Below are 17,895 nucleotides of genomic sequence, written 5' to 3'. Positions count from 1 at the left end.
GTTTATTTCAGAGTATTATAATTCATTGATAATCCACTTATATGACAACCTGAATCACCGTGCATGTCGGCAGGCAGAAGTTCAGGTTGACGAAAATTACACTTTAGAAAGTTTTATTTAAAAACAACTAGGCTTTTACTTTCTTAACCTCTAAACTGTGAGAAATATCAAAGTAATCTTCTTCTAATTTTTCAGCAATATCAGCTAATTTAACAATCAAGTTAGCAAGGCATTCTTCTAAATTATTATCAATTTCATCAATCAACTTGTACTCAAATTCAGAAGCCATTTTCCCAATTAAAAAAGCTGCAGAATTTACAGGTTTTTCATGTTGCTTTGAAATCATACAAATGTAATTATTCATTTTATTCAAGCTGTCTTTTATTGATCTCGGACATTTCGAATTTAGTATTAAAAATTCCAAAGTATTAATTCTTTCTGGGGTTTTTTTATAGCTTCTACGCATCATATCATAAGACAACACACACTTTAATAAAGTGCTCCATTGATAATTACCATCTACCTTGTCGCCATAAATATTCTTAACCGTACTGGCATCACTAACTTTAGAATTGATAATCCGCGCGACTTGCAACCCACGTTCAATATGAATACCTAACATAATAATAGCGTAAACTTCATCATGCAATAAAGTGCTTTCTATTTTGCTTTTGATTTCTGAAGTGGCATCCGAAACAATGATTGAGAAATCATATAACTGACTCTTTACCAGTTTTTCAACGGAATATCCTTTAATAGTATGTTTAATTCTATTGATAGTTTCAAATAACTCATTGGAAATTAAATCTCGTGCACTTCTAGCATTCTCGTGTGCGTTGACAAAACCGTTTACAATGGAATATGGTGTATCTTGATTTAAACCCACATTGTAAAGAACTTCTTCCTCTTCCAAAGCGATGTCTGAATCTATAATTTCATTCGCGGCCATGTACATCACCGATCTCAAGACAAATTGCCTCGATTGCGATAATTCATCTGGAGCATCTAAAGATGAAAAATAATTAACCCTTAAAAATCGTGCTACATGTTCAGATCGTTCAATATATCTTCCCATCCAAAATAAATTATTTGCTACTCTTGCTAACATATATATCCTATTTTTTTAATACCCATGTATCTTTTGAACCACCACCTTGTGATGAATTCACTACTAAATTTCCTTTTTTAAGTGCGACTCTGGTTAAGCCTCCTTTAAGCACAAAATCAATATCTTTACCCAATAAAGTAAAGGTTCTCAAATCCACATGCCTTGATTCAAACGATTGACTGTCATCAATATATGTGGGGTGCGTTGAAAGTGACATGATGGGTTGCGCAATGTACTTTCTTGGTTCTTTTTTTATAGTTTCTTTTACTTTTTCTATTTCTGCCTCACTCAGTTTATTTCCAATTGAAATCCCATAACCACCAGATTCATCAACTGGTTTTATAACCAGCTTATCAATATTTTCTAATACATAGTTCAATTCATTTTTACGACTACAATGGTATGTATGTACATTGTTTAATATGGCATCTTCATCTAAGTAATATTTTATGATTTCCGGCATATAAGTGTAAATGGCTTTATCGTCCGCCACACCAGTTCCTGGAGCATTTACTAATGCCACATTCCCTTTTAAATACACCGAAAATAACCCTAGAACGCCTAATAGAGAATCTGGTTTAAAAACTAACGGATCTAGAAACAAATCATCAACTCTCCTATAAATGACATCAACTTTTTCAATACCATAAATGGTTTTCATGTAAACAAAGTCATTTTCAACAAATAAATCACGACCTTCCACTAAAAGAATTCCCATTTGTTTGGCTAAAAAGCAGTGTTCATAATAAGCCGAATTATAAACTCCTGGCGTAATAATCACGCAAACTGGATTATCTACACCTGTAGGCTTTACAGATTGCATGGTTTCTAAAAGCTTAGAACCATAATTAACAATGGTATGCGCCTTATATTGGTTAAAAACACCAAATAATGCATGTTTTACGGCACCTCGATTTCCAATCACATAGCTCACTCCAGACGGACAACGAATATTATCTTCTAAAACATAGTAATTACCATCGGAATGCTTGATTAAATCAGTTCCAGAAATGTGGTTGTAGATGCCTTCTGGAGGATCTAAATTGATCATTTCTGGTAAAAAGTTCACCGAAGATTCTATGAGTTCTTTTGGAACAATACCTTGCTTTATGATTTTTTGATCATGATAAACATCCCAAAGAAACAAATTTAATGCCTTACTTCTTTGTAAAACTCCTGTTTCAATGGTTTCCCATTCATTATGTTCTATGATTCTAGGAAATAAATCGAAAGGAAATATTTTTTCGTTTACTTCATTGTCACCATAAACCTGAAATGTGATTCCTGAATTGAAAAAAGAATCTTTTGCCTGAATGTTTAGTCTATTAAATTCGGATACAGAATAAGACCCAAACAACTCAAATAATTTGGTGTAAATGGACCTAACGTCCTCTCTTTTAGAAAACAATTCATCATAAAATCTAGAATCAAACTCATATGAAGAAAATAATGGCAGGTTAATAGCGTCTTTCAAATTTTATATTTTAGTAATTAAACCTTCGTCAATGATTTAAATTTAATAAATATTTATTGACAAATTACTATTTGTGGTAAGTACTTTTTTTAGAGCACTTATATCTGTTGCGTATTTAACAATTAAAAGAGTGATTACTTAAATAATAAAAAATTTATAATCAAAAAACGACCTGTAAAACCTATAACTCTAAGGTTATACTGCATATTTCGTAATTTTTTTTTAATTAAAAATGGATTAAATAGTGTTTAATAAACAAATGTGATTGATGTAAATAAATACTAAAACATTAAAAACAAATACATTATACCTTAGATCAAAGTTAGGAATTACAACATAAGATCCTATTCTTGTACTAATTCAAGAATAGTTTGTACGGTAGATTCATTATCTACCCCTAAACCCCTTCTTGTTGATGCACTAATTCACCCTTATTATTGAAGACCGATATGATGTTTGAATGCTAAAAATCTATGGGTGAAATTTGCTTGTATTTCATAGCTAATACATTAGCCAACTCACGAACACCACTTTCTGTACCCTGTAAAAAGGTCCATTGTTTATCATTCATATGGTTTTCTATAGCAAAACATTCAAGCGTTCTGGAGTATCCGTTTTAGGGTCAATACTTATTAGTATAAAGTTTAAACCATCAAGGTTTTCTTTTGGAATTTTATTTTCAATATTTCGCATATCTGCTACAAGACTAGGACAAGCTGCTTTGCAAGTCGTATAAATCATCACCATCACTAAAGTTTTTCCTTTCAGGTCTCTAAGTTCGATGGTTTTATCTTCTTCAGTTTGCCATTTTGAAGTTAGGTTGAAAATGGAATTTTCAGAAATCACATTACTATCAGTGACTTGCTTGGTAGTTTCTATCACCTTTTTTATTATTTGATCCTTTAGAACTGCATGCCACCAAACAGATCGTGATAGCAAAAAGGCTAAACATGATTTTAAGTAGTTTCATAACATTATTTTTGTACATCTTTTACACATCTAAACCCTAGGTTCTTCATATAATATTTTGCTTTTAAGCTCACCCGAATGGCGTAACGCATAAAAGCGGCATAGTTCATTAAATCGATGGCGTTTAAAGCAGCGCTTCCGCAGAATAAATTATTGTCTTTATCAACATTTTTTCTAGACTCCCCTGTAATTAATACAGAATTAAAATCCAAGGTCCATTCCCAAACCAAACCATGCAAATCATAAACACCCCAAACATTTTTAGGCGTTAGCCCAATGACATTTTCATTGGTCCGCGGCGCTTCATACCATGAAAGTATTTTTGCATTATACTCTGGTTTTATTCTCGCATCTTTTGTGGTTTCGTCTGCCATAGCCACATATTCCCATTCATCAACCGTTGGTAAGCGCTTGCCTTGGCATTCACAATAAGCCTTTGCAGCATACCATGAGATATAAGTAGCGGCGTTATTGGGTTTTAAAGTTGGCTGAATTTCTAAATCTGAAGTATAATTAGCGAGATAACTTTTATCTGAAAACAAACTTATAACTTGAGATTTGCGCCATTTAGGATACTTTTTTAAAAACTCCAAATATTCTGAATTTGTTACCGGATAAATATCCATTTCAAAATCTTTGACTTCGACGACTGTAGAATCCCTTCCGTACAAAGGGATATACCGACTACCTTTAATGATAGTCATGTCTTTAGATTGGGCATTAAGGGCTGTTTGTATGTATAAAAAAAACGACTAATAATCTAAAGACTTGGCTTAGCATACTATTAACTATTTTTTGTTTTTAACTTTTTCAACCACTTTTTTGGAATTGCCCCAACTGTTATAAACATAAGTCATTATGTTGGCAATTTCTTCTGTAGTCAACATTTGTCTGGTCATGACAGTGTAGTATTTTTCACCATTCACTGTAATTTCACCTGTTTTTCCGTGTAAAACAATTCCAATAGCACGATCTACATCTGCGTTTAAATAATCTGAATTTGCTAAAGGAGGAAAAGCGCTTGGAATCCCCTGCCCTTCAGCTTGATGATAAGCATAACAGGTTTTCATATAAACTTGTTTACCGTATTCCATTTGTTCATCAAAAGATTGCGCCGAAGTGTTAGATTCTACAACCACATTTGTTGTTGGCATGTGATGAATTCTTGGTCCTTCAAGGTAAATAGATTCCATCGCTAATTTCGCCAGAATAAATAGTCTTATTTTCTTCGCCTTCGACTTTAAGCATCCCTAAAGCTCCTTTGTTAAAAGCTCTAAAAATTGAATGATCGACTAGTATAAATGTTACTGGCACAGCAACTTTAAATTCCATCATAGCTGCACCTTCGGCTGCATGCCTACAGGCGCCGTAGCACAGTGGTAAACATACAAACCTGGATGTAAGGTTTTAAACGAAAATACTTTTTCATGACCAGGAGCCACAAATAAAGATTCTGCACCTCCTCCTGGTCCAGTTACAGCATGCATATTAATATTATGAGGTAATTTGTTGTCTGGGTGATTTTGTAAATGAAATTCAACTTCATCTCCTACTCGAGTTCTAATAAAACTTCCTGGTACGGTACCACCAAAAGTCCAATACATATATTTAACCTCATCTGTCATTTCACCTTCTTGCTCCAAAATTTCCATTTTGACTTACAGTAATTTGAAGAGTAAACTATTTATAAAGTCTATAGAAATAGTATTAAACTTATCCATGGAATAATAACTTCCATGGATAAGTTTATTTAACTCAGAGGAATGATGCTAAAAAATCACTTATTCCCTTTATACAAGGCATTTAATACTAAAGCACCAATAATCATCGCGATACCGAGAAGACTCAAAAGTGTATACACTTCACCAAAAATAAAGGCTCCAAATAGTACGGTAAAAATCACCTCTAAATACTTAAGAGGTGCCACTTGATTGGTTGCCGCTATTTGAAAAGCTTTGGTCATATAAACCTGCCCAAAATAACCAAAAACACCTAGAGAAAGCAGTAGAAACCAGTCCATCCCAACAGGTGTGGTCCAATTAAATGAGGCTATTACCCCTCCTATTATGGTGGATATTACCATAAAGTAGTTTACCACAACCACCGGGTGATCAGCTTTTCCAATTTTACTTATTATGACATAAACCATACCGCTAAACAGCGCCGAGATAAAGATTAGTATAAGTCCGTAAGTATCTAAAGTTGCATCAAAACCTTTTAAAATAATAACCCCTATAAATGCGGCCAGAAAAAACAACCATTGTATGGGCTTAACTTTTTCTTTCAATAATAAAACAGCAAAAATTCCCGCGAAAATAGGTGCCATATAACGTAGTGATACCGCTGTACCAATAGGAAGGTATTTGGTTGACATAAAGAATAAAGCCATAGAAGTCATACCTACCAAAGCACGTAAAACTAACAGCTTCTTTTTATTTCCTAGAATAGGAATTTTATTTTTTAAAAGAAACCCGAAAGTAAAAAATAACGAACTAATAGATCGGAAAAACACGATTTCAAAAGCATCAAAATGTGCCAAATATTTGACAATGCCATTCATACATGTAAATGCTATTGTACTAATAAGCATAAATTGTAGTGCTTTTTTAACGTCCATGAAGTCTAGGTTTAAATTTTCTTTTAGAATTAATAAAATATACCCCGGTTAAAAGAATAATCGCAGCACATATAGATTGTAATGAAATATGTTCGTCTAAAATCCACCAGCCTAAAATTAAGGCGATAATTGGGTTGACATAAGTCGAGGTGGCTACTTTTTCTGGTGAAACTGTTTTTAAGAGATAATTAAAGGCGGTAAATGCAATGAGACTACCAAATAAAATCAAGCCCAACATAGCCCATTGTACGTTTTTTGGCCATGTCATTGGTACTGACCAAGGTTCGTCTAAAACGAGGCTTATAAATCCTAAGCACAATCCGCCACAAAGCATTTGGTACCCTGTATTTACAAAATGATTTTTTGGTAAATCGGCTTTGCCAACAAAAATACTAGCATAAGACCAACTTACCATACAGGCAAAAATGGTTATCATTCCTGTGATTTGCCCCTCCTGACTTAGTATTTCTTTTTGACCAACAAGTAGAAAGATGCCTATAAAACCAAGGAAAACACCTAAATACGACATTAGAGAAATACGTTTACCTTGAAGAATTCTGAGTAATATAAGAACTACCAAAGGCTGGGCTGATATTTCTAAAGCAGCAAAACCACTATCAACATATTTTAATGCCCAAACAACAACGCCATTTCCGAAGGTTAAAAACAAAAAACCAGCTATAGCCGCATTTTTTAATTGCGGCAAACTAATTTTTAAGCTAATTTTTGAAATTTTGGCTATAGTGAATATTAAAATACTAGCCGTAACAAATCTTAGTGATGCCAAAAAAAATGGAGGCAAATAGGTTACAGATATTTTGTTAAGCAGATAAGTAGAGCCCCAAATAACATAAATGGCAAAAAATGCTAAAATGATTAGAATCGTTTTACGCGATACATTCATATAATGTTAGGGGGTACTTGTATTTTAAAATAACGCTTTTGTTAAGTTAAATCTTTTTAACTTGAACAGCGTTCATACCTTTTTGACCACGTTCTAGTTCATAGGTCACTTTATCATTTTCTTCAATAGGTTCTAATGTTCCACTAACGTGAACAAAATACTTCTCTTGATTAATACTGTCAATGATAAAACCAAAACCTTTAGAATGATCAAAGAAAGACACTTTTCCTTCCTTTGCTGCTGGCTCTTCTTCTTCTCTGTCTTCTTTCTTAGGGATTCCTAATTCAATAGATTCAGCTTCAACCTTTTCGCGCATTGCAGGATCTGGTGGGGTGTCTGTAAGGTTTCCGTTAAAATCAACGTAAGCAAATTGAATACCTTGTGGGTTTTCTTTAGCTTCAGCTTTACGAGCTTCTTTCTTTTTTTGCTTTTCTTCACGTTTCTTTAAACGTTTCTTTTCTTTTTCAATTTTGTTAAAGGTAACTTGCGATTTTGCCATAGTTTATCTAATCGTGCAGATTTTATGAGTTAATAATAATGCAAAGATAAACCTTATTTTAAGTAAGCGACAATTATTATGTGTTATAATTTTTAATTTAAAGCCTAATCTTCTGGCGGATATCCATGAATATCTTCAAAAACTTCATCAAAATTAGAACGCAAGTACGAATTTAATTTCTTTCGGTAATCCCCTTTTAACCAGTCAACAAAGTTATATGTACTCTTGCTAATACACTTTGTGTAACGTTGAATTCTGAAATCAATATCGTCACCTAGCATTTTAGCTAATCCTAAGGCGTCATAAACGTCTTCACTATTTTCAATACAAATTTTAGCGTGTTGTTCTATTGATCGTTCTAAAACCACTTTTGAAGATTCTCCATTTCTTATCGAGTCTACATAGGTTTTCTGAATATCGAAATAAACATCTTTAGATTTTCCAAATTCAGCACGTAGTTCATCAGGCATTTCATATCTGAAATTACTTTCTAAATCTTCGTCACTTAAAATAGAATCTAAATAATAGGTTGGCGATTTAAAAATACGTTGCCAATCTAAATCTTCACCCCAAGGTCCAAATCTATGGAAGTTATTTCCTAGGTCAATAACCGAAAATGATTTTTTGTTTTTTAAGATACGAGAACCACGACCAATCATTTGGTAATAAAGCGTTAAGGATTTTGTGGCCCTATTTAATATAATAGCATCTACGGTTGGTTCATCAAAACCTGTCGTTAAAATACTTACCGAAGTTAAAATAGCATCAGGCGTGTTTTTAAACCATTTCAAGATCATGGCACGCTCTTTTTTACTATTGGTGTTATCTAAATGTGCAATTGGATAACCTGCTCTTCTAAAAGTATCATAAACATGAAGCGATGTATTAATACCGTTGTTGAAAATTAATGTTTTCTTCCCCTTGGCACGCTCTTCGTAGGCTTGTAAAAGCTTCGAAAGCATATCGTTATCGGTATATAAGTCTTCCGAAGATTTCACGGTGTAATCACCATTGGCACCAACAACTAACGAGGTTAAACCTACATTATAAGTGTACATTTCAGCACGGGCTAAGAAACCATTTTCTATTAAAGATTCGATACTTTCACCTACAATTAATTCATCATAATTGTCGGTCATAGGCAGTTCAATACTTGAACTTAAAGGTGTTGCAGTAACTCCTAAAATAAACGACTGACTAAAGAATTTAAATAGTTTTGTAAAGGAATTATAGTGTGCTTCATCTATAATCACTAAACCAATATCAGAAATATCAAGTTTATCGTCATTTAAACGGTTGTTTAAGGTTTCAACCATAGCAACAAAGCAACTAAAGTCAGCCTGATCACTTAAATCAGCCTTACTATCTACCACTTTATTGTGTACACCAAATTCGGTTAAAACTTTAGAAGTTTGACGACACAACTCAATACGGTGCGTCATCACCAATACTTTTTTCTTATGGTGTTTTAAATATTGTCTAACAATTTCAGAAAAGATAACCGTTTTACCTCCTCCTGTTGGCAATTGATACAGTAAATGATAGTCTTCTCGAGATTCTTCAAAGGCTTGAAAAATCTTATCTATAGCCCCCTTTTGATAACTATATAGATCTTTTCCTTCTTTTCTTTCTTCTAATTCCGCTTTTGTTGCCGACATGCTAAAAATTTTATGACGTGCAAAAATAACATCTTTAAAGCGTTTATCATGCATGATTGGGTGTAAATTATCTCGTAATTCATCTGAATATACTAAGACAAAGAGTATTAGGTCGTTAATTGGTATTATAAAACAAAAAATGTTATCAAAAAAAGTAATATATTTATGTTTTTTGATGAATTTTGATTATTTCCTTGAATATTTTGTAACAAAAAGTCACTTTTACCTTCTAATCATTTCTGAATATTTAATTAACTTGTAATAGAATTTTTAACTTTACTCCTTCAAATGAAAACAACAATCTTTAAATTAAGCAGTGCTTTATTCTTATTTTTAAGTATGATAACACAAACAGACGCCCAAGACATTTCCGGAGCTTGGAAAGGCAACATAATGCTTCAAAAAACAGAAATCCCCTTATTATTTAACATCAAAAAAGAAGACAATGGTTTAAGCTGTACTATGGATAGCCCGGTTCAGGGTGCTATGGGTATTCCTATGGATGAAGTTACTTTTGTAGACCAAGTTTTAACCATTAAATTAAAGCAAGTTAATTTAAAATATGTTGGGACTTTAAAAGGTAAAACTATTGAAGGAACTTTGTATCAGGCTGGCGATGAAAAGGCATTGGTTTTGACAAAGACTATAAAAACCTTACCTGGTGATACGAGTTTACCGTCTTCGGAAGCTGATTTAGCCAAGCTAAAAGACAACAGTAAAGGTAATTTTAAATATGCTGTTAAAGATTACTTTGCCAAGCCTAAAGCCAGCTCCTTTGCATTTTCACCAAATGGAGCCTATTTAGCTTATAAAGAAAAGGACGATGATACTAAAAATCATGTTTACGTGAAAAATCTTGAAAACGACAAGGTAACTCAAGTCATTAAAGAAGAAGATGAACTTATTCGTGGTTTTGGATGGGCAAACGACAACCGTTTGGTTTATATCATGGATAAAGGTGGTAACGAGAACTACCATTTGTTTGCAGTTAATTTAGATGGCACTAATGATGTTGAACTAACGCCCTTTGACGGTGTTAAAGTAAATATTATCAATGGTTTAAAAGAAGATAAGGAACATATGATTATCTCGATGAACCAAAATAATCCGCAAATTTTCGAGCCTTACAAGATTAACATTGTAACCGGTGAATTAGTTCAGCTATATAAAAATGATGATGCCGCTAATCCAATCGATGGCTACGAGTTTGATAAAGATGGTAACTTAAGAGGATTTACAAGACTGCGTGACGGTGTAAATGTTGATATGTATTACACAACAGACGGAGAAAACTATGAGATAATAAAGCAATTGAATTGGAAAGATAGTTTTAGCATTGCTTCATTTAATTATGCAAGTGACAACCCTCATGATGCTTATGTTATTTCTAACCTAGAAAGCGATAAATCGGAGATATACTTGTATGATTTGAAGGAAGACAAGGTTATAAAAAAGCTATTTTCTAATAAAGATTTTGATGTTTCTGGGTTAAGATTATCAAGAAAAAGAGGTTATGAATTAGACTATTATGCTTTTGAAGGTGAAAAGCAGGAAATTATACCTATAAGTCACTACTATAAAAAACTTCATAAAAAAATCACTAAAAAATTCCCTGATTACAACTACTCTATTTCTGGAGTTACAGATGAAGAAGATAAATATTTGATATTTCTTCAAAGTGATAAATTATACGGAACATATTATGCATACGATGCTAATAAAGATGAGTTTAAGTTACTTTATAACTTAATGCCGAACCTTAAAGAAGAAGATATGGCGGAAATGCGTCCTATTTCATTCAAAAGTCGTGACGGCTTAGATATACATGGCTATATCACGCTACCTCAAGCAGCCATAGATGGTAAGCAAGTACCTGTCATTGTAAACCCACATGGTGGCCCACAAGGTGTAAGGGATTCTTGGGGGTTCAACCCAGAAGCGCAACTTTTTGCAAGTCGTGGCTATGCAACATTACAAGTGAACTTTAGAATTTCAGGAGGTTATGGAAAAACCTTTTTAGAGTCAGGCTTCAAACAAATAGGAAGAAAGGCGATGGATGATGTTGAAGACGGCTTACAATACGTTATTGATAAAGGTTGGGTAGATAAAGATAATGCAGCTATTTACGGCGGAAGTCATGGTGGTTACGCGGTTTTAAGAGGCTTAACCAAAACACCTGATTTATATGCTTGTGGAGTGGATTACGTAGGAGTTTCTAATTTATTTACATTCATGCAAACCATTCCAGCGTATTGGAAACCTTATTTAAAAATATTAAAAGAGATTTGGTATGATGAAGATGTCGCTACCGAAAGAAAAATTATGGAAGAAGTGTCGCCAGCGTATCAAATTGATAAAATTAAAAAACCACTTTTCGTGGTTCAAGGTGCAAATGATCCACGAGTTAATATTGATGAATCTGACCAGATCGTTAAAGCTTTAAGAGCAAAAGGTGTTGATGTTCCTTATATGGTGAAGTATGATGAAGGTCATGGTTTTCATAAAGAAGTGAATAGACTAGATCTTTATGAAGCTATGTTAGGTTTTTATGCCAAACATTTAAATAATTAAATTACTAGTTTATTTTAAATATAAGCCTTCTGCATAATTTATTGCAGAAGGCTTTTCTGTTACCATACTTCATGTCTCTTTAAACAAATTACTGTCATTATTGTAAATTCAATAGTGCATAAGTGCTAAATTGATTTCTTGGTTGTGATGCTATAAAATGATTTAAAAATTAGTTTTTTAATTATTAAAAATCAGGTAATTAAATGGGAATTCTAAAAAATTTAATTATTACAAAAATTAAATATAGAAGTCTGAAATAATTTTATTAATATCCTTAGATGCTTATCTTTGCAACTAAATGTAATTAATTAAAACAAAGAACAAAATGAAAAAACCCACTATTGGATTTATCGGACTCGGCCTTATGGGGGCTAATATGGTTGAAAACCTTCAAAATAGAGGTTACGAATTGATCGTGATGGACCTAAATAAGGACGTTGTTGAAAAGGTAATCGCACGTGGTAATGCAACTGAAGCCGCTTCACCAAAAGAATTGGCTGAAAAAAGTGACATTATTATGTTTTGTTTGACAACTTCGGCTGTTGTTGAAAAAATTGTTTATGGTGAAAATGGTATCCTTGAAGGAATTAAAGAAGGTGCTGTTTTAATAGATTTCGGAACATCAATCCCTGCTTCTACGCGTAAAATTGGTGAAGACCTTGCCAAAAAAGGTGCTGGAATGATTGATGCCCCTCTAGGACGAACTCCTGCTCATGCCAAAGATGGTTTATTAAACATCATGGCGGCTGGTGATAAAGAAACTTTTGAAAAAGTAAAACCAGTTCTTGATGAACAAGGTGAAAATGTATTCCATTTAGGTGCTCTAGGTGCTGGACATACAACAAAATTAATCAATAACTTTATGGGAATGACTACAGTTGTAGCGATGTCTCAAGCTTTTGCTGCAGCTAAATTGGCTGGTGTAGATGGGCAACAGTTATTTGATATCATGTCTGCAGGTCCTTCTAATTCTCCTTTTATGCAATTCTGTAAAAACTATGCGGTTGATAATGTAAGTGACTTAGGGTTCTCTATAGCAAATGCTAATAAAGATTTAGGTTATTTCGTACAGATGGTTGATGATTTAGGTTCTGTTTCTGATATTGCTAAAGCAACTTCAGGTAACCTTACAGCTGCAGTTAACGCTGATATGGGTAATGGAAATGTTCCTGAAATTTTCGATTATTTCGTGAATCTTAAGAAATAAAACAAACAAATAATGTTTGTATTAGATTTTAGGCCGTAAAGTTTAAAATCTAAATCATAAAAAAGCCTGAATAACTTAGTTATTTAGGCTTTTTTAATTTTATATAGAAGTATTTCTTTCTACTAGATATTAGCAGCTAAATAATCACCTACTTCTTTTGTTCCGTATGATTTTCCACCATCAGCTAAATCTTCAGTTACAAATCCTTCAGCTAAAGCTTTGTTTACAGCTTCTCTAATGGCTTTACCTTCTTCTGGTAAGTTAAAAGCAGTTTCAAACATCATAGCAGCAGATAATACTGTTGCCATTGGGTTAGCAATATTCAACCCTGTAGCTTGTGGGTAAGAACCGTGAATTGGCTCAAATAAAGCGATATCAGATCCCATAGATGCTGATGGCATTAATCCCATAGATCCTGAAATTACAGAAGCCTCATCAGTTAGAATATCTCCAAAAAGGTTTTCAGTAATTAAAACGTCATAGCTATTTGGCCATTGTACCAAACGCATCGCTACCGCATCAACAAACTCGTAACTTACTTCAACTTCTGGATAATCTTTTTCCATTGCTTGAACCGTTTCTCTCCATAGTCTAGACGTTTCTAATACGTTGGCTTTATCAACACAACATAATTTTTTAGAACGTGTCATCGCTAATTCAAAACCTTTTTTAGCTAAACGTTGAACTTCTTCTCTGGTGTAAACACAGTTATCATAAGCGGTTTCTCCGCCATCTCTTCTACCCTTTTCTCCAAAGTAGATACCACCAGTTAATTCTCTTAAGAACACTAAATCTGTTCCTTCAATACGCTCTTGCTTTAAAGGTGATTTATCTAATAATGACGGGAAAGTAAATGTTGGACGTACGTTAGCAAATAAACCTAATTTTTTACGCATTTTAAGTAAACCTTGTTCTGGTCTTACAGGCGCAGAAGGATCATTGTCATACTTTGGGTGTCCGATAGCTCCAAATAAAACGGCGTCAGAAGCTGTACAAATATCATGGGTTTCATCTGGATAAGGTTCTCCAACAGCATCAATTGCTGCAGCCCCTGTTAATGCAGGTTTCCATGTGATTTCATGTCCGAATTTCTTAGCAACAGCATCACTTACCTTAACGGCTTGATCTATAACTTCTGGTCCTATGCCATCTCCGGCTAATAGTGCTATTTTAAATTTCATAGTATATTAATTTTAGTCTGTTTTTTTATTCTTTATAGTTTTTTGATCAGAATGAGCTGTACTATTAATTCGTTATAATATTCAGCATTTTTTCTGTGGCAATAATTGCAGAAACGGTTTGATCTGAATCTAACCCACGGGTTTTGAATTCTTTTTCAGCGCTTTTCCAAGTGATAATAGTTTCACATAAAGCATCTGAACGACTTCCTGGTGGTATTCTTACAGCATAATCAATGAGGTCAGGTAGTAAAATCAGCTTTTTACTTTTAAAAATACTTTTAATAGCATTCATAAAAGCGTCAAATTGCCCATCGCCTTGAGCATTCTCCTCAAAAGTCTCCCCTTCAATCGTAATTGATACAGATGTCGTTGGCTTTAATCCTTTTGAGTGCGTTAGCACGTAGGTGTTAACCTTTACCTTTTCTTCATAAGTTCTGTCTAAAACATCAGAAATAATATATGGTAAATCTTCTTTCGTAACCACTTGCTTTTTATCACCAAGCTCAATGATACGTTGAGTAACTTTCTTTAAATCTTCATCATTAAGTTGAAGTCCAAGTTCCTGTAAATTCTTTTGAATATTAGCCTTTCCGGAAGATTTTCCTAGAGCATATTGGCGTGTTCTACCAAAACGTTCTGGCATTAAATCACTGAAATATAGGTTGTTTTTATTGTCACCATCAGCATGAATACCAGCAGTTTGTGTAAAAACATTGGCACCAACAATTGGCTTATTAGAAGGAATTACTAGCCCTGAAAAATTCTCTACCAATTTACTTACGGTATACAGCATTTTTTCATTCACGCCAATTTCAACATGAGGCATAAAATCATTAATGACCGCAATAGTACTTGACATTGGCGCGTTTCCAGCACGCTCGCCCATACCATTAACCGTTAAATGTAAACCATCTGCACCAGCATTAATTCCTGCCATAACATTAGCAACACCTAGGTCGTAATCATTATGGGCATGAAAATCAAAATGTAAGTTTGGATACTTCTCTTTTATTTCACTAATGAATTTAAAAGATTCTTCAGGAGTTAATACACCTAAAGTATCTGGAAGCATAATGCGCTTCACAGGTTGTCTAGATAAAAACTCTAGAAATTCAAAAACATAAGCCTTAGAATTACGCATTCCATTACTCCAATCTTCTAAATAAATATTGGTTGTAATACTGTGCTTTTCTGCTAAATAAATATTTTCTTTTATTTCCTCAAAGTGCTGATTTGGAGTCTTTTTAAGTTGGTGAGTTAAATGATTTAATGAACCTTTAGTCAATAGGTTTTGCACCTTAGCACCAGATTCAATCATCCAGTTGATAGAGATGCCTTTATCTACAAAAGTTAAAACTTCAACAGCTTCCAATTGATTATTTTCAGAAGCCCATTTAGTCACATCTTTCACCGCTTGAAGTTCACCTTCAGACACTCTAGCCGAAGCAATTTCAATACGATCAACCTTAAGCTCATCAAGTAAAAGCTTAGCAATTGTCAACTTCTCAGAAGCAGAAAACGACACACTCGAGGTTTGTTCACCATCGCGTAATGTCGTATCCATTATTTCTATTTTTCTCAAACTCATGCTCTAGAAAGGGCGTGATTCTGTGAAAGTTTCTATCTCACCTTTCATGCTTTGTAAGTAATCAATATCATCAAAACCATTTAACATGTTACCTTTTTTGTAACCGTTAATGTCAAATGATTCTTGAGTTCCAGATGACGGTAATGTGATCGTTTGTGCTTCCAAATCGATTACTAATTCTGTTTTAGGGTCTTCATAAACCGCTTCAAAAATCTCATTCAAAAATTCAGGAGAAATTTGTACTGGCAATACCCCAATATTTAGACAGTTATTTTTAAAAATATCTGCGAAGAAACTAGAAACGACACAACGGAAACCATAATCGTAAACTGCCCAAGCTGCATGCTCTCTAGAAGAACCAGAACCAAAGTTCTTACCTCCTAAAAGGATTTTACCGCTATAAATTGGGTTGTTTAATACGAAATCTTGTTTTGGTGAATCGTCACCATTATATCTCCAATCGCGAAATAAGTTATCTCCAAATCCATCACGCGTTGTTGCTTTAAGAAAACGTGCTGGTATAATTTGATCAGTATCTACATTCTCTATTGGTAAAGGAACTGCAGTACTTGTTAGTGTTGTAAATTTATCGTAAGCCATTATTTTTAAGTTAAAAGTGAATAGTTAAAATTGAAAAGTTTTAAATCCTTTACTTTATTTTTCAACTATTCATCGTTAATTATTAATTATAAAAGTTCTCTAGGGTCAGTCACAACGCCTGTCACAGCAGCTGCGGCAGCCACTAAAGGACTCGCTAATAAGGTTCTTGAACCAGGACCTTGACGACCTTCAAAGTTTCTATTAGACGTACTTACTGCATATTTCCCAGCAGGTACTTTATCGTCATTCATAGCTAAACAAGCCGAACAACCAGGTTCTCTTAAAACGAAACCAGCTTCTTCAAAAATATCTAACAAACCTTCTTCCTTAATTTTAGCTTCTACAACATGTGATCCTGGAACTAACCAAGCTGTTACATTATCTGCTTTTTGTCTTCCTTTTACAATCGATGCAAATGCACGGAAATCTTCAATACGCCCATTAGTACAAGAACCGATAAATACATAGTCGATTTTCTTACCAATCATTTGTTCGCTTTCAGAATAGCCCATGTAAGCTAAAGACTTGTCGTAAGTTGCTTTACCACCTTCTACTGATTCTGCAGATGGAATGTTTTTTGAAATTCCCATCCCCATACCTGGATTTGTACCATATGTAATCATAGGTTCGATATCTCCAGCATTATAAGTTACTTCTTTATCAAAAGTAGCATCTTCGTCAGATTTTAAAGTCTTCCAATATTCCATGGCTGTATCCCAATCAGCTCCTTTAGGCGTCATGGCACGGCCTTTAATATATTCAAATGTCTTTTCATCTGGAGCAATCATACCACCACGAGCACCCATCTCAATAGATAAGTTACAAACAGTCATACGACCTTCCATAGACATGTTTTCAAAAACATCACCAGCGTATTCAACAAAATAACCAGTTGCACCAGAAGTTGTTAATTGAGAAATAATATATAAACCAACATCTTTTGGAGTAACCCCTTTATTTAGAGTTCCGTTGATGTTAATACGCATTTTCTTAGGCTTAGGCTGCATGATACATTGTGTGGTTAAAACCATTTCAACTTCTGATGTACCAATACCAAAGGCAATCGCACCAAAAGCACCATGTGTTGATGTATGTGAATCTCCACAAACAATGGTAGCACCTGGAAGTGTAATACCATTTTCTGGTCCTACTACGTGAACAATACCATTATTTTCGTGACCTAATCCCCAGTGGCTAATACCGTATTCATTAGCGTTATTTTCTAATGTTTTTAATTGATTAGCAGATAACGGATCTTGAACAGGTAAATGTTGGTTTATTGTAGGGGTATTGTGATCGGCAACTGCAAATGTACGCTCAGGATACAATACACTTAAACCTCTACTTTTTAAGCCAACAAATGCTACAGGACTTGTTACTTCATGAATTAAATGACGATCGATATAAAATACATCTGGACCATCTTCAATTTTTCTTACAACATGTGAATCCCACACTTTGTCAAACAATGACTTACTCATAAATAATATATTTTCTATTAAAATTGCTTTAAGCTTAG

General features: G+C 33.8%; 14 protein-coding genes and 1 pseudogene. 2 read left to right on the top strand and 13 right to left on the bottom strand.

Features of this window, described 5'->3' with window-relative positions:
- Nucleotides 1–127 precede the first annotated feature (127 nt).
- The 9 genes and pseudogenes from F6U93_RS00965 to F6U93_RS00925 form a co-directional block, all read right to left on the bottom strand.
- Nucleotides 128–1,108: an alpha-E domain-containing protein gene (locus tag F6U93_RS00965; RefSeq protein WP_150935952.1), complete on the bottom strand. Its 981-nt coding sequence runs from the start codon at nucleotides 1,106–1,108 to the stop codon at nucleotides 128–130.
- Between the two features lie 7 nt (nucleotides 1,109–1,115).
- Complete coding sequence (locus F6U93_RS00960; RefSeq protein WP_150935950.1) at nucleotides 1,116–2,582, bottom strand: circularly permuted type 2 ATP-grasp protein; 1,467 nt, start codon at nucleotides 2,580–2,582, stop codon at nucleotides 1,116–1,118.
- Between the two features lie 579 nt (nucleotides 2,583–3,161).
- Entirely contained in the window at nucleotides 3,162–3,464 is a 303-nt protein-coding gene (locus tag F6U93_RS14980; RefSeq protein WP_394349740.1) for an SCO family protein, read from the bottom strand.
- A 92-nt stretch (nucleotides 3,465–3,556) separates the two neighbouring features.
- Complete coding sequence (locus F6U93_RS00950; protein ID WP_150935948.1) at nucleotides 3,557–4,255, bottom strand: formylglycine-generating enzyme family protein; 699 nt, start codon at nucleotides 4,253–4,255, stop codon at nucleotides 3,557–3,559.
- A gap of 84 nt (nucleotides 4,256–4,339) precedes the next feature.
- A pseudogene (locus tag F6U93_RS00945) lies at nucleotides 4,340–5,209 on the bottom strand (c-type cytochrome); the annotation flags it as partial.
- Nucleotides 5,210–5,328: 119 nt separating this feature from the next.
- Nucleotides 5,329–6,168, bottom strand: coding sequence for a DMT family transporter (locus F6U93_RS00940; RefSeq protein WP_150935946.1), 840 nt, complete (start codon nucleotides 6,166–6,168; stop codon nucleotides 5,329–5,331).
- Nucleotides 6,158–7,072 carry an EamA family transporter gene (locus F6U93_RS00935; RefSeq protein ID WP_150935944.1) on the bottom strand — a complete coding sequence of 305 codons (915 nt, stop codon included), beginning with the start codon at nucleotides 7,070–7,072 and terminating at the stop codon, nucleotides 6,158–6,160. Before F6U93_RS00935 ends, F6U93_RS00940 begins: the two co-directional genes overlap by 11 nt.
- A 46-nt stretch (nucleotides 7,073–7,118) precedes the next feature.
- Complete coding sequence (locus F6U93_RS00930; RefSeq protein WP_150935942.1) at nucleotides 7,119–7,571, bottom strand: cold-shock protein; 453 nt, start codon at nucleotides 7,569–7,571, stop codon at nucleotides 7,119–7,121.
- Nucleotides 7,572–7,675: 104 nt separating this feature from the next.
- On the bottom strand, nucleotides 7,676–9,229 hold the full coding sequence (locus F6U93_RS00925; protein WP_150936155.1) for a DEAD/DEAH box helicase: 1,554 nt from the start codon (nucleotides 9,227–9,229) through the stop codon (nucleotides 7,676–7,678).
- A 288-nt stretch (nucleotides 9,230–9,517) separates the two neighbouring features.
- Between F6U93_RS00925 and F6U93_RS00920 the strand changes: the two genes are divergently transcribed.
- Together F6U93_RS00920 and F6U93_RS00915 are read left to right on the top strand one after the other, a co-directional pair.
- A complete protein-coding gene (locus F6U93_RS00920) occupies nucleotides 9,518–11,800 on the top strand; it encodes a S9 family peptidase (RefSeq protein ID WP_191963428.1) in 2,283 nt (760 codons plus the stop codon).
- A 325-nt stretch (nucleotides 11,801–12,125) separates the two neighbouring features.
- A complete protein-coding gene (locus F6U93_RS00915; protein ID WP_150935940.1) occupies nucleotides 12,126–13,007 on the top strand; it encodes an NAD(P)-dependent oxidoreductase in 882 nt (293 codons plus the stop codon).
- A 122-nt stretch (nucleotides 13,008–13,129) separates the two neighbouring features.
- Here the strand turns inward: F6U93_RS00915 and leuB are convergent, their stop codons facing one another.
- From leuB to leuC, 4 genes are all read right to left on the bottom strand, one after another.
- Nucleotides 13,130–14,188, bottom strand: a complete 1,059-nt coding sequence (leuB, locus tag F6U93_RS00910; protein WP_150935938.1) for a 3-isopropylmalate dehydrogenase — start codon at nucleotides 14,186–14,188, stop codon at nucleotides 13,130–13,132.
- Between the two features lie 64 nt (nucleotides 14,189–14,252).
- Nucleotides 14,253–15,776 (bottom strand): alpha-isopropylmalate synthase regulatory domain-containing protein, encoded by a 1,524-nt coding sequence (locus F6U93_RS00905; RefSeq protein ID WP_150935936.1) that lies wholly within the window; start codon nucleotides 15,774–15,776, stop codon nucleotides 14,253–14,255.
- 3 nt (nucleotides 15,777–15,779) lie between these two features.
- Entirely contained in the window at nucleotides 15,780–16,376 is a 597-nt protein-coding gene (leuD, locus tag F6U93_RS00900; protein WP_150935934.1) for a 3-isopropylmalate dehydratase small subunit, read from the bottom strand.
- Nucleotides 16,377–16,462: 86 nt separating this feature from the next.
- Nucleotides 16,463–17,857, bottom strand: a complete 1,395-nt coding sequence (leuC, locus tag F6U93_RS00895; protein ID WP_150935931.1) for a 3-isopropylmalate dehydratase large subunit — start codon at nucleotides 17,855–17,857, stop codon at nucleotides 16,463–16,465.
- Nucleotides 17,858–17,895 lie beyond the last annotated feature (38 nt).

Origin of the sequence: Pseudotamlana haliotis (assembly GCF_008806375.1) — a bacterium.
GTDB classification, from domain to species: domain Bacteria; phylum Bacteroidota; class Bacteroidia; order Flavobacteriales; family Flavobacteriaceae; genus Pseudotamlana; species Pseudotamlana haliotis.
The sequence above is the reverse complement of the archived record's forward strand: the minus strand, read 5'-3'. Positions and strand labels throughout refer to the sequence as shown.